Consider the following 22129-nt stretch of genomic DNA (forward strand, 5'->3'; position numbering starts at 1 on the left):
ATAGGCAAGACGGAATGGCAATGGTGAACAAGGAAGAGAATATGGGCGCGCAGACCATCTCTAACGTCATTTTTGAAAACCCCCGCCCAAGTGGGGTGCCCGACACGGTTGAGAACGCGAAAGCGACTCCCAACGAGGAAATGCCGTGGCACTCGCTTGGTCTTAAAGAAGATGAGTACAAGAAGATCGTTGAGCTACTCGGACGCCGCCCCACGATTGCGGAGCTTTCCATGTATTCGGTTATGTGGTCCGAACATTGCTCCTACAAGTCCTCAAAAAAGCATTTGAAAGAACAGTTCGGTTCTAAGACCACCGAGGAGATGGGTAAGAACCTCCTGGTCGGTATTGGCCAGAACGCCGGTGTTGTGGATGTTGGCGACGGTTGGGCTGTCACGTTCAAGGTTGAGTCGCACAACCACCCGTCTTACGTTGAGCCGTACGAAGGTGCGGCAACGGGCATTGGCGGCTGCGTTCGAGACATTATTTCGATGGGTGCTCGCCCGATTGCGGTTATGGACGGCCTGAACGTTGGTGATCCTAGGCACCCCGACACTGCTCGCGTGGTCTGTGGCGCGGTTGACGGCCTGGCTGGCTACGGCAACGTTCTGGGTGTTCCTGCCATTGGTGGGGAGACCACGTTTGACTCCTCCTACCAGGGCAACCCGCTTGTAAATGCGGTTTGTGCAGGAGCTGTGCGCCATGAACATGTGCGCCTTGCCGATGCGAAGACGCCGGGCAACATGGTGGTCCTCTTCGGTGCCCGCACGGGTGGAGATGGCATTGGCGGCGCGTCGATCCTCGCCTCCGAATCATTCGAGGATGATGAGTCGATCGCACGCCCCACGGTGCAAGTTGGCGATCCGTACATGGAAAAGCAGATCATCGAATGCTTGATGGAGCTGTTCGAAGAGGGCGTGATTGAAGCTATCCAGGACCTTGGTGCGGCGGGAGTTTCCTGTGCAACCTCGGAACTGTCTTCAAATGGCGGCACGGGCATGCACATTCATCTTGAGAACGTGCTGCTACGTGACCCCACGCTGACGGCCGGTGAAATCCTCATGTCTGAATCGCAAGAACGCATGATGGCAACCGTTGCCCCGGAAAACATGAATGAGTTTTGGCGAATCGCAACCAAGTGGGGAGTGGAAGGCTCGGTAATTGGCGAGGTAACCGATACGGGACGCCTGATTATTGACCACTTTGGACACCGCATTGTTGATGTGGATCCCAAGACGGTTGCCCACGACAGCCCGGTTTATGACCGTCCATACGCGAGGCCCAAGTGGCAGGATGCGCTACAGGCGGACACTTCTGAAAATCTTGCCCGCCCGGCTTCGGGTGAGGAAATCGCCGAGCAAATCAAGACGATCATCACTTCCGCTAACGGCGCTTCGAAGAAGTGGATGACGGACCAGTTTGACCACTACACGCTGGGCAACACCGCGATGGCGGCTCCCGATGATGCGGGTGTTGTGCGGGTGGATGCAAGCACGGATCGCGGTATCGCAATGGCGATCGATTCTAATGGTTGGTTCACGAAGCTCGACCCGTACGAGGGGGCAAAGCTCGCACTTGCGGCCGCTTACCGCAACGTGGCGGCTGTGGGAGCCAACCCGATTGCAATCTCGGATGGCCTTAACTTCGGTAACCCGGAGGACCCGGATGCGATGTGGCAGCTCGTGCAGGCTATGACCGGCCTGGCCGATGGATGCAAGCAGATGAGCATTCCGGTAACCGGCGGTAACGTGTCTTTGTACAACTCTTCTGGCACGCAGATGAGCCAGCCAGACTCGTCGATCAACCCCACGCCAATGGTTGTCATGCTGGGTGTAATTGACGATGTTAAGCGCGCCCGCCCGTCCGGCTGGTTCGAGCAGGGCATGGCAATCTACCTGCTGGGCGATACTGCGGAAGAGCTGGACGCTTCGGCGTGGGCACGCGACGTGCACGGTCACTTTGGCGGTCTACCTCCGAAGGTGGATTTGGACGCAGAGATGGCGCTTGGTCGTGTAATCCACGCCCTCGTAAACACTGACGGTCCGGATGGTCAGCCTCTTATTCACGCCGCGCATGACGTGGCTGAAGGCGGTCTAGCGCAAGCATTGATCGAGATGGCAACGCGCCGCGGAATTGGCGCCAGCATCGACCTGTCGGCGTACGTAAAGTCGCAGAAGATCAGCGACTTTGTGGCGCTGTTCTCCGAGTCGACGGGCCGCATGGTTGTTGCGCTTCCCGAGGGCGCAGTTCCGGCCCTCACCGCCGCGGCTGAAGCCGAGGGCGTCAGCTGCACGCGCATAGGCCTGTCGGGCGGTACGCTGCTCACCATCGCTGGCTTTGACCAGTTGGGCGATGCGGGCGGTTTTGATGCGCAGGTGCTCGCCGAGGTTTCAGGTGAAGCCATTCCGGATGGCGTGGGTCAATCCGGCCCGATCGTGTTCCGGGTGCGTGAACTTGCCGAGCAGATGGGCGCGGTGATTCCGGGCTTGTTTGCCTAACTGGTTGAACGTACAAGAGAGGGGGTCTGTGGCTTTTGCCGCAGGCCCCCTTAGGTCGACCGGTTCCGCAGAACTAAGCTGACAACTTTTCTTCGCGGCGGCCCGAACCTAGCTTCCAGTATTTACGACTGCGGCGTCGAGTGCAAAATTTTCGCTATTTATAAGTGTTTTCGCGTGTAGCGCACGAGTTACGCGGGTAACGAGCTTTCTGTCCATGCTGGGCGCTACTATGAACGCATGAGTGACATGCCAGATCTGGAAGCGTTGAAGAAGGCTGCTGAGGCAGCAGCAGAGCAGGCCGCTGCCGCCCAAGCTGCGCTTGAAGCCGCGATGACAGCCGCCGTTTCGGATGATTCCGCTATCGGCCAGATTGCCAGCGGATACCGGTTTGACGGTGAAACCCTACCGCTCGGTGTTGCGCTAGATGATGGTGAGCCAGTGCCAGCCGCTGAGGTGGGGTTGCCGCTGGCGATGATGAATCGGCACGGCCTCGTTGCTGGAGCTACGGGTACGGGTAAAACCCGAACGCTGCAGCTGATGGCAGAGGGGCTTTCCGATGCGGGCGTGCCCTCGTTCGTAATGGACATCAAGGGCGACCTTACGGGCCTGCTTGAACCGGGGGCCTCCTCGGAAAAACTCCTTGAGCGCACGGGTGGCCTTGGCCAAGAGTGGCAGGCAAAGTCATTCCCCGTAGAGCTTTACAAGCTTGGTGAGGGTGGGGTTGGGATACCGATCCGCACATCTTTGTCGGACTTTGGGCCGCTACTTTTGGCGCGCGTGTTGGATTTGAATGAGACGCAAGAGTCCGCGTTACAGCTGATCTTCCACTGGGCGGACATGCAACATTTGGCCCTTATTGATGTGAAAGACCTGCGTTCCGTTGTGGGTTACTTGACGGGGGAGGGCAAGGACGAACTAAAGGAGATTGGTGGTATTTCTGCTGCGACCGCTGGGGTAATCCTGCGCAAGGTTGCTGCGCTGGAGGCTCAGGGCGGTGACGTGTTCTTTGGGGAGCCGGCTTTTGATACCGCGGATCTGCTGGAAACCAGGGGTGGAGCAGGCGTCATTTCTGTGTTGGAGCTACCTAATGTGCACGACCAGCCGGCATTGTTCTCTACATTTGTGATGTGGCTACTGGCCTCCCTGTTTCAGACTTTGCCGGAGGTAGGGGATCAGGAAAAACCGAAGCTCGTGTTCTTCTTTGACGAGGCCCACCTGCTGTTTAACGGAGCTTCAAAGGCATTCTTAGCGGAGGCCCAGAAAACCGTTCGATTGGTGCGGTCAAAGGGTGTGGGTATCTTCTTCGTTACTCAAACTCCTAAGGACGTTCCCGAGGATGTTCTGGCGCAGCTGGGGGCCCGCGTGCAGCACGCGTTGCGCGCATTCACTCCTACGGATGCGAAGAAGCTAAAAGAGACGGTTTCTACATTCCCTACCTCCCCGTTTGATCTGGGGCAGATTCTCACTTCGCTGGGTACGGGTGAGGCCGTGGTAACCGTGCTGGACCGCAAGGGCCGACCAACTCCGGTTGCTCCAACGCGCCTGTACGCGCCGGCTGCGAACATGGGTGAGGCGGATGCGACGGTGGTGCAGCAACACGTGGCTGCCTCGCCAAATCTGGCCAAGTACAAGGATGCGGTGGATCCCGAATCCGCTTTTGAACTGCTCGAACAACGTCTGGAAGCTGAAGCGCTAGCTCGCGAAGAAGAACAGAGAAGGGCGGAAGAGAAGAAGGCGCTGGATGCTAAGGCTAAGGAGCTAGAAAAGGAGCTTGCCCGGCAGGCGAAAGAGCGGGAAAAAGAACTGAAACGCCAAGCGAAAGAGCGAGAGCGAGAATATGAGAAAGCGCGGCGTGAAGCGGAGCGTGCAGAGCGCGCGGCGCAGGCGAGGCGCGAGCGGTTTGCAGACGACCTTATGCGAACAGCCGGACGCACTCTAACGAGGGAAATCACCCGTACACTTTTTGGTACGCGCAGGCGCTAACTTAGCCGCGGCCTGGATCAGCGGATCTCTTTGAAGCGTGACTGGTGAAAAACAAGAGGCTTGGCGTGCGGATCGACGTCGAAGTCGGTGACCTCGCCAATCACAATGATGTGGTCGCCGCCGTCGTAGGTGGCCCACGGCGTGGCGGTGAAGTAGGCGTGGGAATCGTTTAGGCGCGGCGCGATACCAGACGTGTTCCAGTCCGCAACAATATCCTGATCTGATCCGCCTGCAAACTGCATGGCGGTGGGTAGCTGGCTTTCGCTAAGCACGTTCACCGTAAACGGTTTGCTGTTAAAAACGTGAGCAGCCTTTGATCCGCGGCGAATGTTGAACAGTACTAACGTTGGGTCAAGCGACAAAGAGGTAAATGAGCTTACCGTAAGGCCAAGCGGACGGTCTTCGTGTTCGTACGTAACTACCGTGACGCCCGAGGCAAAAGCGGCAAACGCATCGCGCAACGCCCTGATGTCCACCTTTGTATCGACACTGCTAGTCATTTCAACCTCCGCACCGAGCCTAAAACATCATGTACGACTTCGCATAGGATCGCGGTCACTTTGAGAAAGTGCGACGAGCCAGAACATTGCGCTCATACGTGCGAGGCGGATCAGAAAGGGAAGATTTGTGCGCGGAGGTAACGCATACCACTATCGGAAAATGAGAAGAGAAGCATAGAAGTTTCTACGTGAAGGTCTAGATGGTGTTTACTGTTTTATGACTGAGTTTTTCCTATTTGGAGATTCATTCGTGTGTGGCGGAAGGCTGCGCAGGATAAGAGGGAGACGAAAATGAAGAGAATCGAAGAGGTCTACGAGGAAGTCCTAAAGCGAAATCCCGCAGAACCCGAGTTCCACCAGGCAGTACACGAAGTGCTGGAAACCCTCGCCCCCGCTATTAAGAAGCACAGCCGCTACCAGGACTACGCCCTCCTTGAGCGCCTGGTTGAGCCGGAGCGTCAGATTATTTTCCGAGTTCCGTGGATTGATGACGAAGGCAAAGTCCAGGTGAACCGTGGCTACCGCGTTGAGTTCAACTCGGCGCTCGGCCCCTACAAGGGCGGCCTACGCTTCCATCATTCAGTGAACCGAAATATCATTAAGTTCCTCGGTTTTGAACAGATCTTCAAGAACGCTCTAACCGGTCAGGGAATCGGTGGAGGCAAGGGCGGCTCTGACTTCGACCCGCACGGCAAGTCCGATAATGAGGTCATGCGTTTTTGCCAGTCATTTATGACGGAGCTGTACCGCCATATTGGTGCGCAAACCGACGTGCCGGCCGGTGATATTGGTGTAGGTGCGCGAGAGATCGGTTATCTGTTTGGCCAATACAAGCGCCTGACTAACCGTTTTGAAGCCGGCGTACTTACGGGTAAGGCCCTGGGTTGGGGCGGTTCGCTGGTGCGTACAGAAGCAACCGGTTACGGCGCAGTCTTGTTTGCGCAGTCGATGTTGCAAACCAAGGGCGAGGGGCTGGCGGGCCAGCGCGTGGTTGTGTCCGGCTCCGGTAACGTGGCTACCTACGCGGTAGAGAAGGCGGAGCAGCTTGGCGCAATCCCCGTCACCATCTCAGACTCATCCGGTTGGGTTTACGACTCTGAGGGCATTGATGTAGAGCTGCTGCGTCAGGTGAAGGAAGTTGAGCGTGGCCGCGTGTCCGATTATGCGAGCCGTAAGAAGGGCGCGGAGTTCCATAAGGAAGGCTACGTGTGGGACGTTGCCTGCGACATTGCGCTACCGTGTGCAACTCAGAACGAGTTGAAGGAGGAGGACGCACGCACCCTCCTCAAGAATGGCTGCAAGGTTGTTGCTGAAGGCGCGAACATGCCGTGTACCCCGGAGGCCATTGAGCTGTTCCAGGAGTCGCGCATTCTGTTTGCTCCAGGCAAGGCCGCTAACGCTGGTGGCGTAGCAACTTCGGCCCTCGAAATGCAGCAGAACGCTTCGCGTGCGCAGTGGTCTTTTGACCGAGCCGAGCATGAACTTACGAAGATCATGGAGAAGATCCATGACGACTGCCTTGCAACCGCGGAAGAGTATGGCCAGCCTGGTGACTACGTGCTGGGCGCGAACATTACCGGTTTTGAGCGCGTAGCGGACGCAATGCTTCAGCACGGCGTAATCTAAGTAGCTCGACGGATTCGATAAGCTAAAAAGCGTGGCCTTTTGGCCGCGCTTTTTACCTTGGAGGAAGCATGCGCCAAATAGATGATGCGAAGGGACTGGAGGCCGTGACGCAGTGGCAGGAGGGCGACGCTGCGCGTCCGGTTGTGGCTCTTGCGGTCCGCTGGAGTCTGGGCAAACTAGAGACGCTACTTCCGGGCCACGCGGTGGAGGTGCGCGTACCGCCGTTTGGGGCAGTACAAATCCTGGGAGGAACTATGCATCGGCGCGGCACTCCGCCAGCGGTAGTGGAGATGAATGCGAGTACGTGGCTTGGACTTGTGACCGGAAGAGTGGTGTGGAGCGATGCCCTCGAAAATGGGGATATATCCGCTTCTGGGCAACGCGCGGATCTATCGGCGCACTTCCCTCTGATTGGTTTTTAAGGTCACCAATCCGTCTTAGCTCCGCGGGTAAAGCCGGAGCGGCCCGCATCGCGGGGGCCTGGCCTCTTAGGCAGACTAGACATCAAAGCAGGCTAGCCGTTGATTCCTAGCGCCTCGCGCACGCGGTAGCGAGCATCGCCCTGATCCCATGCGCCCAGAACCGCCTCGGCGGCTGCTTGGCATTGCTCCAGGGTGAACTGGGAGAGTTGCGCGCCAACGGCTTGTAATGCTGATGGCGACATTGAAAGCGAAGTGATCCCCATGCCGGTCAGGACAACGGCAAGCAGCGGGTCGGCTGCGGCCTCGCCACAAACACTCACGGGCGTGCCCGTCTTTTTACCTGCTTGTGCAATTTGATTGATGAGGGCAAGAGCGGCCGGTTGCCACGGGTCTGAGTATTCGGCCAGGTCGGGTGAAAGCCTATCTGCCGCCATCGTGTACTGCGTGAGGTCATTGGTGCCAATGGAGACAAAGTCGACCAGCTCCATGAACTGCTCCGCGAGGATCGCGGTGGATGGAACTTCCATCATGATGCCGGGAATCATGCCGCGTTCGCGCACCAGGCTGGCAAACCATTTTGCTTCGGGCAGGGTGGACACCATGGGAGCCATAACCCACGTTTTGTCATGCCCGTGACTCTTCGCCGCGGCGGCGACGGCGTCAAGCTGGTGCGGAAGCAGATCCGGGTAGTGTCCGGATGTGCGCAGGCCGCGCACGCCAAGAGCCGGGTTGGCCTCTTCGTGCAAAGTTGCGTAAGGGACGGGTTTGTCCGAGCCGGCGTCAAGCGTGCGGACCACAACCTTGCTGGTTGGGAACGTTCCGAAAGCGGGCTCGTAAACCTGGCGTTGGGCTTCAACGGATGGTTCGGACTGCGAGTCGAGGAAACACAGTTCGGTGCGGAGTAAGCCAATGCCTTCGGCTCCCAAACTGGCGGCCTCCTGTGCGCTCTCCCCGTCGCGCACGTTGGCAAGTAACTCGATGCGCGTGCCGTCCGCAAGACGCGCCGGGCCTTCCCACTGCTCAATTAGTTTGCGTCGCTTCTGGTCTTCCTCCAGCTGCCCCTTGGCTTCCTCGGCCGTCACCCCAACTTGGATGGTGCCAGCCCGGCCGTCTACCAGCACGTATTCGCCTTCGGAAATGCTGGAAATGTGTCGGGCTGCAACGATGCAGGGAATCCCTAGTTGGCGGGCGATGATTGACGTGTGCGAGGTGGGTCCGCCCAGTTCGGTGACGAGGGCGAGGAACATGTCCGGGTTGAGTCCGGCCGTGTCAGCCGGACTGAGGTCATCGGCAAAAAGGACAACTGGGCGATCCGGCTTGGGAACCCCCGGTTCGGGCCTGCCTTCGAGGTGCGCGATCACGCGGTCGCGCACATCGCGCAAATCCGTGGTGCGTTGCGCCATGATGCCGCCCTGGCGTTCGAACAAGGTGACGAACTCTTCGGTTGCTTCCATTGTGGCTTGAACGGGTGGGATACCGCGGGCAATGCGTTTCTTGATGCCTTTGCGCCAGGCCGGGTCGTTAGCCATGGACGCACTTACCTCAAGCAGAGCGCAGGCGTGGCCGGTAGCTTTCGAGGCGCGCGTGCGAAGGTTAGCAACTACGGCGTCTGCGGCTTCCTCAAACTGCGCCATCGCCGCCGGACGTTCGTACTCGGGCAGGTCCGGTGCGCTGAGGGCAGGAATACTGGGCCTGCGCGTCCACACCACGGGGGCGTATGCGATGCCGTCTACAACGGGCGTTCCATAAACAATTGATTGTTCCACGAGGATCACCTTTGTTAATTATCCGCAACATTTTAACAATACTCGAGTGAAGCCCATGCGGTGCTACTCGATCATGCCCGCGCTCATTTGTAATCAATCGCACTGAGTTGAATGGGTAGAAAGCGCCGGTTTTATGAGAATGTATAGAAGGCGAGCTCGCGAGGAGGCGAAATGTACACGCAGACAGCACGGGTAGGTTCTGAAGTGGGACTACATGCCCGCCCAGCGGCTCTGATCGCTCGCAAGGCTCAAGAGTTTGAGACCGCGGTTTTTGTGACCCTCGGTGATGAAACAGTCGAGGCCACATCCGGGCTGATGATCATGACTTTGGGAGCTCAATACGGTGACGAGGTTGTGATCTCTTCGGAAGATGAAGAGGCCGTGAAGCAAGTCTCGAAGCTTGTTGAGCAGGCGATAACGCCGCTGTAAAACCGGATACCGGCAAGTAAAAAGCCCGCAGTTGCGGGCTTTTTTGGTGCCTTGGTAAGGCCAACTTGGGGCTTTAGGAGGCGTCGGGTGCAGCTTCGATGCGCGGGGCAAAGAACTTCTTGGTGCCCTTTAGTGCGTAGCGGCGAGTAACTGTAACGAGCACGCCGGAGATCACGGCAAACGCAATGAGCTCCGCGAACTTAGCCTGGTCTTCATCCTCGCCCTGCGGGGAGGGGTGCCCGGTGACGAGCTTCCAGCCCTGGTCAACTACCTTGTTTGCGATGATGCCCGATAGCGCTAGAGCGCCTGCGGTTGCGAGCTTGTATGGAACGTCCACGGATTGTTACCCCAATCTTGAAAGTTATGGCTTTTGGTATCCATCATGCCTAGTTTTTGCCTGCCTCGCCAGATTTTGAGGGCACCCGGTGAGTCAGAATTAGATTGAATAGGGCCTGCAAGGTAGGCTTTTAGGTGCGACAGGGGAGCGGTGAGCCGCTGAGAGTGCGCGTTGCGCAGACCCTCGAACCTGACGGTTAGTACCGGCGTAGGAAGTCGAGTTCTCTAAACGCACTAAGGGTGCGATTCTCCTGCACGCAACTGAACCGTACATGATTGTGAGGAGAAGTTAATGAGGCGTGTTTGGGCTGGCGTGGCAGTTGCTACGGCATTGGTTTTGGCTGGATGCTCGTCATCCACGGGCGGAACGCCCAAGGAGTCTTCGCCGGCTTCCGATGCTGGCGCAGGTAAGGTCACGGTTGTTTCGTATGACTCGATGGATCTGCCTGAAGAGATGATTGCGAAGTTCAAGGAAGAAACGGGCTATGACCTGGAGGTTTCTCAGGTTGGTTCGGGCGGCGAAATGGTGAACCAGCTGGTTTTGACCAAGGATGAGCCGCTTGGTGACGTTGCATTTGGAGTGGACAACATTTCGGCTTATCGCGCGGTTGCCGAGGGCGTGTTTGCCGATGATGCGGGCGAGGTTCCCGAGTGGGCCGCCAAGCAGCAGATCGAGGGCGCGCCTGGCTTGGTGCCGTTTGATCAGGGCGATGTGTGCGTGAACATTGACCACGCGTGGTTTAAGGAAAAGGGGCTGGAGGAGCCGACGACTTTTGAGGACCTCGCGGACCCGAAGTACAAGGACATGTTTGTGACCATGAACCCCGCTTCGTCCTCGCCGGGTATGGCACTGTTTGTAGCAACGGTTGGCGCTTTTGGTGACGGTTGGAAGGACTACTGGACCAAGTTGCGTGACAACGGCGTGAAGGTAACCAAGGGATGGTCGGACGCGTTTGGCGTTGACTATTCAGCAGGTGAGGGCGCTGGCCCGCGTCCGCTTATGACGTCGTACTCGTCGTCCCCGGCCTACACGGCTAACGATGATCTAACCGAGTCCACCACCGGCGCACTGCTTGACACCTGCTTCCACCAGGTGGAATACATGGGCGTTCTGAGCGGTGCGAAGAACGTTGAGGGCGCGAAGGCATTTATCTATTTCATGCTGCAGGTTCCCCAGCAAGAGGTTGTGTCTGAGTCCAACTACATGCACCCGATCAATCCGGAGGCAAAGGCCCCGGAGGCTCTGGCAAAGTTCGGCAAGATGGCCGATAAGCCGCACCAGGTAGATGCTAAGACGATCGCGGAGAACCAGCAGGAGTGGCTCCGCGAGTGGTCTGACCTGATGGGCCAGTAACCCGGGATTCCGGCTGATCATGGCTGATTTGAGGCGGGCACTCCCAGACCGCGCTCTACCACTGGCACTGACGGTGGTGGCGGTGGGAGTGCCCGTCATCTTTTTGGCTATATTCTTCCTCGTTCCCACGGCAAACCTGGTGGGGCGGGGATTCTTAGATTCGGCAGGATCGCTGGATCTGAGTGGATTTATGCAGGTTTTGGGCAGGCCCCGCACGTGGCGAGTGGTGTGGCAAACCGTGTGGATGGCCGCGGTGGCAACCGTCTTGTCAGTGGCCATCAGCCTGCCTTCCGCGTGGATCTTGTACCGCCGAGTTTTTCCTCTGCGAGGTGCGATTCGCGGGATTGTGGCTGTCCCGTTTGTGTTGCCATCAGTGGTTGTGGGCGTGGCGTTCCGCTCGCTGTTTATTGAGTCAGGGCCGCTCGGCGCGTGGGGTTTGGACGGTACCCACACGGCGATCATTGTCGGCATGGTGTTTTTTAACTATTCGCTGGCGGTGCGCACAATCGGAAACATGTGGGTGCGGCTAGATCCGAAGATGGAGGAGGCCGCAGCTGCTCTTGGGGCAGGCCCGCTACGAGTGTTCTTCACCGTGACATTGCCTCGGCTTATGCCGGCATTCGCATCGGCTGCAGCGGTTATCTTCCTGTTTTGTGCAACCTCGTTTGGCCTCGTCCTCATCCTGGGTGGTACGCGAACGCAAACGGTTGAGACGGAGATTTACTTCCTCACCAGCTCGCTACTCGATTTGCGCTCCGCGTCAGTGCTGTCAATCGTGCAGCTGATCGTGATTGCGCTTGCCCTATGGATGGGGTCGCTTGCGCGCAGCGCTGGAGCAGCTACGCAGAAGATGCGCACGGACCTAGCTCCCCAGCCTCTTAAACGAGCGGATATTCCCGCTCTGGTTGCAACTTTGGTGCCCGTGCTAGTGCTACTGGTAGCTCCTATGGGCATGCTGGTGTGGAGGTCCTTGCATCGCTCTGGCCAGATCACGCTCGCTAACTATCAAGACCTGTTCAATGCAGATGCAACAAAGTTCTTGCAAACCTCGGTGGTTTCTTCAACGGTGCGCTCTGTTGAAATCGCGCTGATCGCCATGGTGACTGCTGTAGTGATCGGTGGCCTGGTAGCGATTGTGATTACCCGCAGACCAAGAACTCGCGCGGGTAAAGCGGCGTTGAAGGTTCTGGATGGCCTGTTCATGCTCCCATTTGGTGTATCCGCAGTGACCGTCGGATTCGGCTTCTTAATCACATTGAATCGACCGCCGCTGGATCTGCGCGGCTCGTTCTGGCTGATCCCGATGGCGCAGGCAATGGTGGCTATTCCGCTGGTTGTGAGAGTGGTAAGCCCCGTCCTCGCCTCTATCGATCCGCGGCAAAAAGAGGTGGCGGGTGTGCTTGGGGCCGGCCCGCTTCGGACCCTGTTCGCAGTTGAGGGCCCGTACGCTGTTCGATCACTTTCAATCGCGGCGGCGTTCGCATTCTCGATGTCGCTGGGTGAATTTGGTGCCACCAGCTTCTTGGCTCGTCCCACTAATCCCACGCTTCCAGTGGCTATCTACCGGTTGATCTCGCAGCCGGGCGCAACCGAGCAGGGCATGGCGCTCGCGGCCTCGGTTTTGCTGGCTGTGCTAGCCGGGTCGGTGATGGCAATCGTGGAGGCTGCAGCAGACCGCTCGTCTCGAACTGGTACCAGTGTGAAGCTTGTAGAAGGCATGTAGGGAAGAGGAACAATGGGTTTAAGCCTGGAAAACATAGACGTGCTCTACGGCAGTGTGCACGCGGTGAAAGACGTGTCTTTGCAGTTAGAGACGGGGCAGATCTTGGCGCTACTGGGCGCTTCCGGTTCTGGTAAGTCCTCCCTTTTGCGTGCCATTGCAGGGCTGGAGGCTTCCTCGGGTCAGATAATGTTTGACGGCGAGGATGTATCGAGGCTACCCGTGCACAGGCGCGGTTTTGGCCTCATGTTTCAAGATGGGCAACTGTTCCCGCACCAGAACGTGGGGCAGAACGTGGCGTTTGGATTGCGCGGCCGCATTCCGCGCGGACAGTGGGAGGGGCGGGCAACGCAGCTCCTTGAAACGGTTGGTCTGCCGGGTACGGCGAGCCGTCTGGTTACTACGCTCTCTGGTGGTCAACAGCAGCGGGTGGCGTTGGCTCGGGCCTTGGCGCCGCGGCCTCGTCTGTTGCTTCTTGATGAGCCCTTATCTGCGTTGGATCGCGCGCTGCGCGAACAGCTTTCGGTGGAGGTTCGCCGCATTGTGAAGGAAACGGGAACCACTGCGGTTTATGTGACGCACGATCAGGATGAGGCGTTCACCGTGGCGGACCAGGTGGCAGTCATGGAGGACGGCGTGATTGCTCGCATGGGCACGCCGGCGCAGGTGTGGGCGCAGCCGGGCACAAGGTCGGTGGCTAGCTTCTTGGGTTACAGTCCGATTTTGGGGGCCGAGGAGGCCGCGGCTTTCGGTGTGGACGCGGCTGTCGGCTCGGAGCTTGCGTGCGGCCCGGGGGCGTGGAGTGTGGCTGATACAGCCGGCGAGGGCGCCGCGGTGCAGGTGGTGGAAAGCCACGCGGTTCGCGGCGCCAAACAGGTTACTGTACGGCTGGATTCGGGCAAGATCGCCCGGGTTAATCTGCCAATCCACACCCGCGTGAGCGAGCCCAGCATGCGCGTCAAACTAGATGCGGAAAAATGCGCGCAGGTTACCTAAGGCCCAACCCGCAGCTAGTCGTGCGGGTCCAAGGAGCCGCGACACCGTCACGCATCTAGTGCAGTGACGTCTACCTTGCATTCGTCGCCGATCTTCATAGGCGCGATCTTGCCCGCTTCACGCAGTTCAACCAGTTTGGGCAGCACGCGGTCGCGCACACCCCATGGGTCGATCGTGTTCAGGTAGATTCGCGTGCCGCCCTCAAATCCAGCCAGAGTCGATATGCGCCACTTCAGCAGCAGACGCCAACGCATGGGGGAAGGCACGTCAACGGGGCGGTGGTACCACTCCTCGTTGCAAGGAACTTCGGCTCCGGTGGCGGCGTGCATTGCGTGTACGAGGTCGGAAACGCCGCGCAACTTCTGCGGGCTTGCTTCCCAGGGGTTGTGCGCTTTGCCGAGCGGCCAGATAGCGATGGACGGGTAGCGGTGTCCGATACCGGCGAGGGCGATGGCATGCTCATTTTGAGCCAGCAGCAGGCCGCGCGTGATGGCGGTGTGCAAGATCTTCTTGTAAATGTCAGGGTCGCGGCGGAGCCGGCCGAGCTCAGCTTCGGTTTGCACCGAATGCTCATCGATTGCAACTAACTGTTTGTGCAGGTGGTCGAAGGAGGCTCCCGCGGGCTTGAGCCAGTTCTGGAAGCACGCCACGTATGCCACGTGCTCGTTGAGTTGGTACAGGTCCTCCATCGCCTCGGTAGTTAGCTTCATGTACTGGTAGTGCTCTTCGGGCGTCAGCGTGCCCGAAGACGCCAGTTGCGTGTCCATCGTGGCGCCTGGCGTGTAGTGGCGTCTTGCGACGATGAGGTCGTGACCGCCGCTAAAAAACCCGGAGGCTTCGGGTAGCAGTTGCGAATCGTCCAGGCTGGCAACCTCGTCCGCGGTTTGCCCCGATGCCATGAGGCGGGCTTTAACCACTCGCATAACGTGGTCGTAACCCGCGGGGCTGGCCAGGTAGTCTGCCATCCTGCGGTGCTGCGCTTCGGAGGGGAGGTGCCCGTGGTTTAGGTGCCAGTACTTGTAGGAAACGATCTCAAACAGGTTGGGTACGCGGCGGAATTCCGCCACGGTTTCACGCAGGTCTTCAGGGCGCAGGTTTTCAAGCTTTTGCCAAGTTCCGTCCTCGTGCTTTACTACGCGCGTCTTTTCAGGAGGGGTTTCAAGGTAGCGGTGCTCGCAAAATGCGCAGTATTCTCCGTGGCGCTCTAGATCTATTGGAGCCTGCGTGGTTGCGGGGACGGTTAGGGGACGATGTCCGCGTCCGGGAACGGTCCACACTTCCGTTCCAGTGAGCATATTGGTTTGTTTAACAGTTCCATCGGCTAGACGCTCGATTGCTTTTACATCAGATTGCTCTTTGGACATACTCCAAGCGTAATGGATTGAGTCCGCCCGGGTGGGTATGAGGGGCCGATTGCAGAACAAAGCGGCCAAATGAGCGGAAAAAGAATGTGCCCACGCTATGCGCGGGCACCGGAATGAGTCTGGAAATGTTTTGTGAAACGCGGCGTTGGACTTGCTACATTGCACGGCCCGTACCGCTGGAGTCTGTTGGCTTACTGGGGGAGCCAGCCCTTGGCTTGCTCTTTGAGGTCATGGAGAATCTCAAGAGCCTCGTCTGCCTTATCTACTTGAACGAACAGGTGATCGCGATGGAAACCGGCAAGCGAGTTACAGGTGATTGATCGAGACGCAAGAATCTGCGCGATCGTTGCCGTAATGCCAATGGTTTCCAGCGAGGAAGGCACGTCGAGCGAAATTCGGGTGAAGCGCTTTTCGGTGGGCAGTCCAGCTTCGATTGCACGATCTTCAGAAATGACGATCGTTTGGCCCTCGTATTCGCGTACGGTTGCGAAGGGCTCAACGCCTTCTGGAATCTCATCAAGTGCTACAAAAACGTAGATTCCCTGCGGCTTCAACTCCATGTTCGCAAGGATGTGATCCAAAGATAGTGAACTTGTCATGTAGGCACCGTAACGCAAAATATACGTTCTGTGCGTGTCTGTCTCATGTCTTGATTCTCATTAAGCACTTCGCCTGCGCGCTCGCAATAACCGGGGCCGGCTCTCCAGAGAAAGCCGGCCCCGGTGAGATGTAGCGCCAGGTTTATTCTTCGAACTGCAGCGCGTGCAACTTCGCGTAAGCTCCTTGCGCGGCGAGTAGTTCTTCGTGACTGCCCTGCTCAACCACGTCACCATCTTCAAGAACTAAAATCACGTCCGCCGAGCGGATTGTAGAGAGCCGGTGGGCAATCACAAACGAGGTGCGGCCCTTGCGCAACCGCTCCATCGCCTCTTGAATCACAGCTTCCGTACGCGTATCAACAGAAGAAGTGGCTTCATCCAAAATGAGGATGTCCGGTTGCGAGATGAAGGCCCGCGCAATGGTTAGCAACTGGCGTTCACCCTGCGAAAGGTTGGAACCCTCGGCCTTCACAACCGTGTCGTATCCTTGCGGCAGGTGGCGAATAAACGAGTGTGCCTGCGCCTTCTTCGCAGCGCCGACTACCTCGTCCATCGAAACGTCGCGGCCAGCACCGTAAGCAATGTTTTCAGCAATGGTGCCTTCGAATAGCCACGTGTCTTGCAAAACCATGCCGATTCCCGCGCGCAAATCATCCTTATTGATGTCTGCAATTGAGCGGCCATTAATCGCGATCTTGCCAGAATCAATCTCGTAGAACCGCATCAACAGGTTCACGAGCGTCGTTTTACCGGCGCCCGTGGGCCCGACGATAGCAACCATGTGGCCGGGCTCCACCGTCAAACTGAGGTCGCGAATAACGGGCTTTTCCGGGTCGTAACCAAACCGCACGTGTTCGAACGTAATCGACGCGTCGCGCAAATCTACCGGGCTTTCCTTCGGTGCATCCTGATCCATTTCCTGCGCGTCGAGGAACTCGAAAATGCGTTCTGCGGAAGCAACCATCGACTGCGCCAGCGTAGCTAGCGAAGCAAGGGCGGAGATCGGATGTCCAATCTGGCGCGAATACTGGATGAACGCCTGCACGCCGCCCAGCGAAATCGCGCCGGCTGCTACCTGCAGGCCACCCGCAATCGCAACCAGAATGTAAGAAAGATTGGATGTGAGCATCATCGCTGGTTGCATGAGCGAAGAAATAGCCTGTGCCCGCACAGCAGAGCCGTACAGGCTCTCATTGGCCTCGTCGAACTGGCTGAGGAACTCGTCGTTCATTGAGAACGCCTGCACGACCTCGTGGCCCGTGTAGGCCTCCTCCACGATGCCGCCCAGTTGTCCCGTGGCCTTCCACTGCTGGCGGAAATAAGGCTGTGCTTTCTTCGCAATCATGCCAGCCACAACAGCGCCGAGCGGGATCGCAATAATCGCGAGGATTGCCAGACGCCACGAAATCCAAAACATCATGAACAAAATGCCAATGATGGTCAGGAAGCTTTCAAGCACCTGCTGAATCATTTGCGTGAGCGACTGCGTAACGTTATCGACGTCGTTAGTCACGCGTGACATGAGGTCGCCGCGCCTGCGCGAATCCATGTAGGAAAGCGGGAGCTTATCGATCTTGTCTTGCACCTTCTTGCGAAGAGTGAAGCCGGTATTCTGCACGATCTTGCGAACAATCATGCCAACGCTGAAATAGGCCAAAGACGCCAATGCGTACACCGTGAAAGCAAACAGGAGGACGCGGGCAAGAGCCTCGAAATCCACGCTTGACCCGGGCGCGAGATTCATGGATTCCAGCATTTGCGCCAGCTGATTATTGCCCTCGGCGCGTAGCTGGGTCACGTACTCGGCCTTCGTCATGCCCTCGGGGATGAAGCTGGAGGCCACTCCGTTGAAAATGATGTTTGTGCCATCACCCAGCAGCTTCGGGCCCGCAACCGTGAGGGCTACCGCAAGGGCCGTCAACAGTACGGTTAACGAGATACGTAAGCGCTCCGGGCGAAGCTCGCCAAACAAGCGCTTTACAGAGCCCCGGAAGTCTTTGGTGTCGTTTTTGTAAGCGTCGCTGCGAGAACTCATTTTGCCTCCCCAACCTGCGAGCTTGCGATCTCGCCATATAGCGGGCAATCGCGTAGCAACTGCGAGTGCGTGCCAAGGCCCTGCGCTTGGCCTTCGCCAAGCACCAGAATCTGATCTGCATCCACAATCGAGGACGTCTTTTGTGAAACAACGATCACCGCGGCCTCGCCCACATACTCAGGCAGGCCATCGCGAAGCCTCTTTTCAGTAGCTGCGTCAAGGGCGGATAGAGAGTCATCAAAAATGTACAGGTCCGCGTCGCGGTAGAGTGCGCGCGCAATCGCGAGCCTCTGCCTCTGGCCGCCCGAGAAGTTCTGGCCGCCCGTGTCTACCTCGGAATCGATCCCCTCATCGAGGGCACAGACGAAGTCGTAAGCCTGCGCTCCCTTAAGCGCCCACTCAACCCGGTCACGGTCAATCAACTTCTCATCCGAGCTGCCCGAAACCGTCGAAGCGATCGTGCCTGAAAACAGGTACGCCTTCTGCGGCACTAGCGAAATGCGACGGCGTACCTCGGACAGGCGGTAGTCGCGCACGTCCTCGCCATTCATCTGAACCTGGCCGCCAACCACGTCAAACAGGCGCGGAATCACTTTTACTAAAGACGATTTACCCGAGGCCGTTGGGCCAATCACTCCGGTTACGGACCCGCGCGGGAAGTTCACGGACAGGTTCTTGAGGACGGGAGCCTCGGCCCCTGGATAACTGATGGTCACATCGTTCAAGCTGAATTCAGCGGGGCCCGCCAGAGCCTTGGGGTGGCTGGGAACGTGCAAGTTGGACTCGGTTACCAGCACTTCGTTGATGCGCTCAGCGGACACGGAGCCGCGCGGCACCATCACAAAAATGAAACCTGCCATCATTACCGACATGAAGATCTGCATCAGGTAGTTGATGAACGCGATCAGCGATCCAACCTCCATACTGCCCGCCGCAATCAGGTGGCCACCAAACCAGATGACCAGCACCTGCGCGGTCCAAATCACCAGCTGCGTGGCGGGGAACATGAACGCGAAGAGAGCGCCAATCTTCATGGCTACCCCGCGCAGTTCAGTATTGACCTGCTCGTACTTGGCGCGCTCCGTTTCTTGCCGCACAAATGCGCGGATCACGCGCATACCTGAAAGCTGCTCGCGAAGCACCGTGTTCATGCGGTCAATGCGCTTTTGCTGCGTCTTAAACAGCGGCACCATTTTCCACATCACCAGGCCGATTACCGCCGCAATCAAGGGCACAACCACCAGCAGCATTTGTGACACCTGCACGCTTTGGCGCAACGCCATCACAATCGCTCCCACACCCATCAGCGGCGCCATTACGGCCATGGTTAGCGTCATGAACGTAACCATCTGCACCTGCTGCACATCGTTGGTTGTGCGCGTAATCAAAGACGGCGGCCCGAAGTGGGTCAGCTGATCCGTAGAAAACGTCTGTGCATTCACAAACTGTTTCCGCCTCAGCCAGCGTCCCAACCTCATCGACACTACGGCAGACAAAATGATCGCCAGCGTTGAGCATACGATCTGAACCACAGTGAATGCGATCATCAACCCGCCCAGGCGCCAGATCGTTGCCGTATCGCCAACCGCGACGCCCTCATTAATGATTCGAGCATTCAAATCAGGCAAAAACAGAGCGGCTACCGTCGCCCCGATCTGCAAAAGAAAGATACCAAGCAGTGTGGGAATGCGGCGGTGTAAAAACTTCCAAGCCAATTTGAAAAGCAAGAAAACTCCCAACAAGCATTGACCCGAATGAGAACCAGCCTTTAAGGCGCGCAAAACAGGTCAGTAGACCATAGTAACTTTAAGACATGAGCCAACTTAAGTCTTTCTCAGACAGTGTGCTAAAAGTCGCGATCCACTACGCATTTGCGCGCACCCACGGCCTCGCTCCGATTAAAACAGACGAGGACTCCGAGGAGCTCGCCGTTATCCTCGCCGGCCTTGGCGTGGCTGATCCGGAGGGCAGAGCCGAGCAAATCCTCGCGCTTGCGGCCGCTTCTAAGCGTCGGGCAGACGAGGGGGAGGGTTCCTCTCTGTCGGCACAAAAGTATGACCAAATTAGGGCCGAGATCCTGGCTGAACTGGGGCTTAAATCCGCGCGCGGAGTGAGGCTCTGGCCACCCACTTACCAAACCGTCATGCAGCGTTTTGGCGGAACGTGGGCCGGCGCGATGAAAGAGTGTGAGCTCGCGGCGTCTAGCGACGGGAAAGTTGGGCGAAGGAACGCCCGGTTTAGTGAAGCTGATCGGATTCGCGCCATCCGCGCTTACCTCGCGGAATGCGAGAGGACGCAAACCGGCTCCTCGTACGCCGGATACGCCGAGTGGGCTAAAGAAAATGGGCGGCCATCCGGCTCAAACATTCGCCAGGTCTACGGAACTTGGAACCGGGCGCTAGAGCAGTTGGAGGGCCTCGAAAACGCTTAACGGGGCCTCAAATGCGGCCGGTGTTTGTATCGCGACCACGTAGGCGATCCAGTTCGCGACGCTCGCGCTTAGTGGGCCTGCCTGAACCGCGCTCGCGGCGAGGAAGCGCCATCATCACGTGAGCCTCGGGCCGCGGCTCTGAATGATCCACATATGCCTTCTGAGCAATCGGAGCGCCCACGCGCGTACGCAGAATCTGAACTACCTCTAAGACGCGATCAAAACCTTGAAAACGATACGTCACCGTGTCGCCCACACTAACTTTTTGGGATGGTTTAGCGGTAGAACCATTGATCTTCACGTGACCCGCCTTACACGCGGCGGTAGCTTGAGAACGCGACTTCAACTGCCGCACGCTCCAAAGCCACGTGTCTACTCTGACGGATTCATCACTCACATTCCCATGCTATAGGAGCCGTGGCATAGGCTAAGAGCGTGTCCGAAATACTATCCCAAAGCGCTATCCTCACTTTCTTCCTGGTAGTGGCCCTAGGCGCCGCATTCGGCCAGATCAAGTTTTGGCACCTAAAGTTCGGTGCGGCAGGAGCCCTCTTCGTGGGCCTGGCTCTGTCCGCCGCCTACCCTGACCTCGGCCAAAACATGTCTCTACTGCAGTCCATCGGCCTCGCCATGTTTACCTACACGGTAGGTGTGGCCGCTGGTAGCACCTTCATGCAGCAGCTGAAGAGTCAAGCCCCGCTGATCGGCGCGGCCGCCCTCATGACCCTCGCCGCTGGCGTCGTCACCGTTGTGGGAGGCAAACTCCTCGAGATTCCCGCCGAGTTATCCACCGGGCTGTTTACCGGCGCCCTCACCTCCGCGCCGGCCCTCGACTCTGCGCTGCGCGTTACCGGCTCTGCAACTCCGGGCGCCGGCTACGCCGTGGGCTATCCGTTTGGCGTCATCGTTGGCATCATCATCGTCACCATCGTGGTGGAGCGGCCCTGGAAGGGCGAAAAAGATACGCCTTCACTTGCCGGCGCCGGCCTTGTAGCCCGCACCGCGCACGTTCAAAAGACCATCAACCTGCGCCAAATAGAACCGTGGGCATGCCAGGACGTGCGTCTGTCCTACCTGCGCCGCGGCGACAAGACCCGCGTGGTTGTTCCCGGCGAAGAACTCCAGCCGGATGACCTCGTTGTTGTAGTTGGCATTGAAGATCGCGTACACGAAACCATCGACATCCTCGGATATGAATCTAGCGTTCACATTGCAGATGACAGGCGAGCGGTGGACTTTGAAAAGATCCGCGTCTCCAACTCGGACATGACCGGACGAACCATCGCGGAGCTCAACATTCCCGTGAAGTTCGGCGGCATCATCACGCGCGTTACGCGCGGCGACCTAGAACTGCTAGCCAAAGACGAACTGGCGCTACAACCCGGCGACGAAGTTTCGGTTTCCGTCCCGTCTTCGCAACTGAGCGCGGTACGTCGTTTCTTTGGCGATTCGGATCGCCGTATCGCCGAGGTGGACGCCCTCACCTTTGGCCTGGGCATGGTGCTCGGTCTGCTTCTTGGCCTTGTGTCTGTTCCCATGCCCGGAGGCGCGATGTTCTCGCTTGGCGCAGCGGCCGGTCCGCTCGTGGTTGGCATGGTGCTGGGTGCGCTTCGCCGCACCGGCAACCTGATCTGGTCCATGCCAGAATCCGTGAACCTCACGGTGCGCCAGCTTGGCCTCCTGTTCTTCCTGGCGGCTCTTGGCCTTGGTGCCGGGCCCGCATTCAAGGAGGTCGTGCTTACCTCGCTCGGTTGGAAGGCTGCGATCCTCGCCACCTCAATTACCTTGATTTCTGCAACCCTGCTTGCCATTGCTGGCCGTCTGCTGAAGCTGTCCGGCCCGCGTACTGCGGGTGGCGTTGCCGGCTTCCTCGGCCAGCCCGCCATCATGCAGGCCGCTGCCGCGAAAGTTGCGGACGAGCGCATCGAGTCGGCCTACGCCGCCCTCTTTGCCTCCTCGATCGTGTTTAAGATCCTGCTGGTGCCGGCGATCTATGCGTTCTTGGCGTAACAAACAGCCCTTCGCTTCCTAAGCGGAACCGAAGGGCTGTTTCATTAGATTACGCGAGGCGGG

General features: G+C 58.2%; 18 protein-coding genes and 1 riboswitch. Of the genes, 10 read left to right on the top strand and 8 right to left on the bottom strand.

What is annotated here, in order from left to right; all coding sequences use genetic code 11:
• The first annotated feature begins 41 nt into the window (after positions 1-41).
• Together purL and HMPREF1628_RS05255 are read left to right on the top strand one after the other, a co-directional pair.
• The gene (gene purL / locus HMPREF1628_RS05250) at positions 42-2495 is read left to right on the top strand and encodes a phosphoribosylformylglycinamidine synthase subunit PurL (RefSeq protein ID WP_034509066.1); all 2454 of its coding nucleotides are present in this window, start codon (positions 42-44) and stop codon (positions 2493-2495) included.
• Between the two features lie 237 nt (positions 2496-2732).
• Positions 2733-4478 (top strand): helicase HerA-like domain-containing protein, encoded by a 1746-nt coding sequence (locus HMPREF1628_RS05255; protein WP_034508859.1) that lies wholly within the window; start codon positions 2733-2735, stop codon positions 4476-4478.
• A 17-nt stretch (positions 4479-4495) separates the two neighbouring features.
• On the opposite strand, the gene HMPREF1628_RS05260 is transcribed toward HMPREF1628_RS05255, so the two are convergent.
• Positions 4496-4978, bottom strand: coding sequence for a flavin reductase family protein (locus HMPREF1628_RS05260; protein WP_052038895.1), 483 nt, complete (start codon positions 4976-4978; stop codon positions 4496-4498).
• Positions 4979-5269: 291 nt separating this feature from the next.
• On the opposite strand from HMPREF1628_RS05260, the gene gdhA reads away from it, so the two are divergent.
• Positions 5270-6604: an NADP-specific glutamate dehydrogenase gene (gene gdhA / locus HMPREF1628_RS05265; protein ID WP_034509073.1), complete on the top strand. Its 1335-nt coding sequence runs from the start codon at positions 5270-5272 to the stop codon at positions 6602-6604.
• 68 nt (positions 6605-6672) lie between these two features.
• Positions 6673-7026 carry a sterol carrier family protein gene (locus HMPREF1628_RS05270; protein ID WP_034508863.1) on the top strand — a complete coding sequence of 118 codons (354 nt, stop codon included), beginning with the start codon at positions 6673-6675 and terminating at the stop codon, positions 7024-7026.
• A gap of 92 nt (positions 7027-7118) precedes the next feature.
• Here the strand turns inward: HMPREF1628_RS05270 and ptsP are convergent, their stop codons facing one another.
• Entirely contained in the window at positions 7119-8792 is a 1674-nt protein-coding gene (gene ptsP, locus HMPREF1628_RS05275) for a phosphoenolpyruvate--protein phosphotransferase (RefSeq protein WP_034509075.1), read from the bottom strand.
• Positions 8793-8963: 171 nt separating this feature from the next.
• Here ptsP and HMPREF1628_RS05280 point away from each other — a divergent pair, with 171 nt between their 5' ends.
• Entirely contained in the window at positions 8964-9221 is a 258-nt protein-coding gene (locus HMPREF1628_RS05280) for an HPr family phosphocarrier protein (RefSeq protein ID WP_034508866.1), read from the top strand.
• Positions 9222-9294: 73 nt separating this feature from the next.
• Here the strand turns inward: HMPREF1628_RS05280 and HMPREF1628_RS05285 are convergent, their stop codons facing one another.
• Positions 9295-9558 carry a DUF4235 domain-containing protein gene (locus tag HMPREF1628_RS05285; protein ID WP_034508870.1) on the bottom strand — a complete coding sequence of 88 codons (264 nt, stop codon included), beginning with the start codon at positions 9556-9558 and terminating at the stop codon, positions 9295-9297.
• Positions 9559-9689: 131 nt separating this feature from the next.
• Positions 9690-9789, top strand: a riboswitch (TPP riboswitch).
• Positions 9790-9849: 60 nt separating this feature from the next.
• Between HMPREF1628_RS05285 and HMPREF1628_RS05290 the strand changes: the two genes are divergently transcribed.
• Genes HMPREF1628_RS05290 through HMPREF1628_RS05300 form a run of 3 tightly spaced genes read left to right on the top strand, consistent with a single transcriptional unit; the run spans position 9850 to position 13627 of the window.
• Positions 9850-10911, top strand: coding sequence for a thiamine ABC transporter substrate-binding protein (locus HMPREF1628_RS05290; protein WP_034508878.1), 1062 nt, complete (start codon positions 9850-9852; stop codon positions 10909-10911).
• A 19-nt stretch (positions 10912-10930) separates the two neighbouring features.
• On the top strand, positions 10931-12634 hold the full coding sequence (locus HMPREF1628_RS05295; protein ID WP_034508881.1) for an ABC transporter permease: 1704 nt from the start codon (positions 10931-10933) through the stop codon (positions 12632-12634).
• Positions 12635-12646: 12 nt separating this feature from the next.
• Positions 12647-13627, top strand: a complete 981-nt coding sequence (locus HMPREF1628_RS05300) for an ABC transporter ATP-binding protein (RefSeq protein ID WP_034508883.1) — start codon at positions 12647-12649, stop codon at positions 13625-13627.
• Between the two features lie 47 nt (positions 13628-13674).
• Here the strand turns inward: HMPREF1628_RS05300 and HMPREF1628_RS05305 are convergent, their stop codons facing one another.
• The 4 genes from HMPREF1628_RS05305 to HMPREF1628_RS05320 all read right to left on the bottom strand — a co-directional run bounded on the left by HMPREF1628_RS05305 (position 13675) and on the right by HMPREF1628_RS05320 (position 19352).
• Entirely contained in the window at positions 13675-14991 is a 1317-nt protein-coding gene (locus HMPREF1628_RS05305; protein ID WP_034508885.1) for a DUF4921 family protein, read from the bottom strand.
• Positions 14992-15182: 191 nt separating this feature from the next.
• The gene (locus tag HMPREF1628_RS05310) at positions 15183-15590 is read right to left on the bottom strand and encodes an ACT domain-containing protein (protein ID WP_034509081.1); all 408 of its coding nucleotides are present in this window, start codon (positions 15588-15590) and stop codon (positions 15183-15185) included.
• A gap of 142 nt (positions 15591-15732) precedes the next feature.
• On the bottom strand, positions 15733-17625 hold the full coding sequence (locus tag HMPREF1628_RS05315; RefSeq protein WP_034508888.1) for an ABC transporter ATP-binding protein: 1893 nt from the start codon (positions 17623-17625) through the stop codon (positions 15733-15735).
• Positions 17622-19352: an ABC transporter ATP-binding protein gene (locus tag HMPREF1628_RS05320; RefSeq protein ID WP_034508890.1), complete on the bottom strand. Its 1731-nt coding sequence runs from the start codon at positions 19350-19352 to the stop codon at positions 17622-17624. Before HMPREF1628_RS05320 ends, HMPREF1628_RS05315 begins: the two co-directional genes overlap by 4 nt.
• 86 nt (positions 19353-19438) lie before the next feature.
• Between HMPREF1628_RS05320 and HMPREF1628_RS05325 the strand changes: the two genes are divergently transcribed.
• Positions 19439-20056 carry a hypothetical protein gene (locus HMPREF1628_RS05325; protein WP_156956892.1) on the top strand — a complete coding sequence of 206 codons (618 nt, stop codon included), beginning with the start codon at positions 19439-19441 and terminating at the stop codon, positions 20054-20056.
• A 7-nt stretch (positions 20057-20063) separates the two neighbouring features.
• Here HMPREF1628_RS05325 and HMPREF1628_RS05330 read toward each other — a convergent pair whose 3' ends face one another.
• The gene (locus HMPREF1628_RS05330; RefSeq protein ID WP_034508892.1) at positions 20064-20453 is read right to left on the bottom strand and encodes an RNA-binding S4 domain-containing protein; all 390 of its coding nucleotides are present in this window, start codon (positions 20451-20453) and stop codon (positions 20064-20066) included.
• A gap of 38 nt (positions 20454-20491) precedes the next feature.
• Here HMPREF1628_RS05330 and HMPREF1628_RS05335 point away from each other — a divergent pair, with 38 nt between their 5' ends.
• Complete coding sequence (locus HMPREF1628_RS05335; RefSeq protein ID WP_034508894.1) at positions 20492-22066, top strand: TrkA C-terminal domain-containing protein; 1575 nt, start codon at positions 20492-20494, stop codon at positions 22064-22066.
• The last annotated feature ends 63 nt before the right edge of the window (positions 22067-22129 follow it).

Origin of the sequence: Actinomyces sp. S4-C9, from assembly GCF_000758775.1 — a bacterium.
GTDB classification, from domain to species: domain Bacteria; phylum Actinomycetota; class Actinomycetes; order Actinomycetales; family Actinomycetaceae; genus Gleimia; species Gleimia europaea.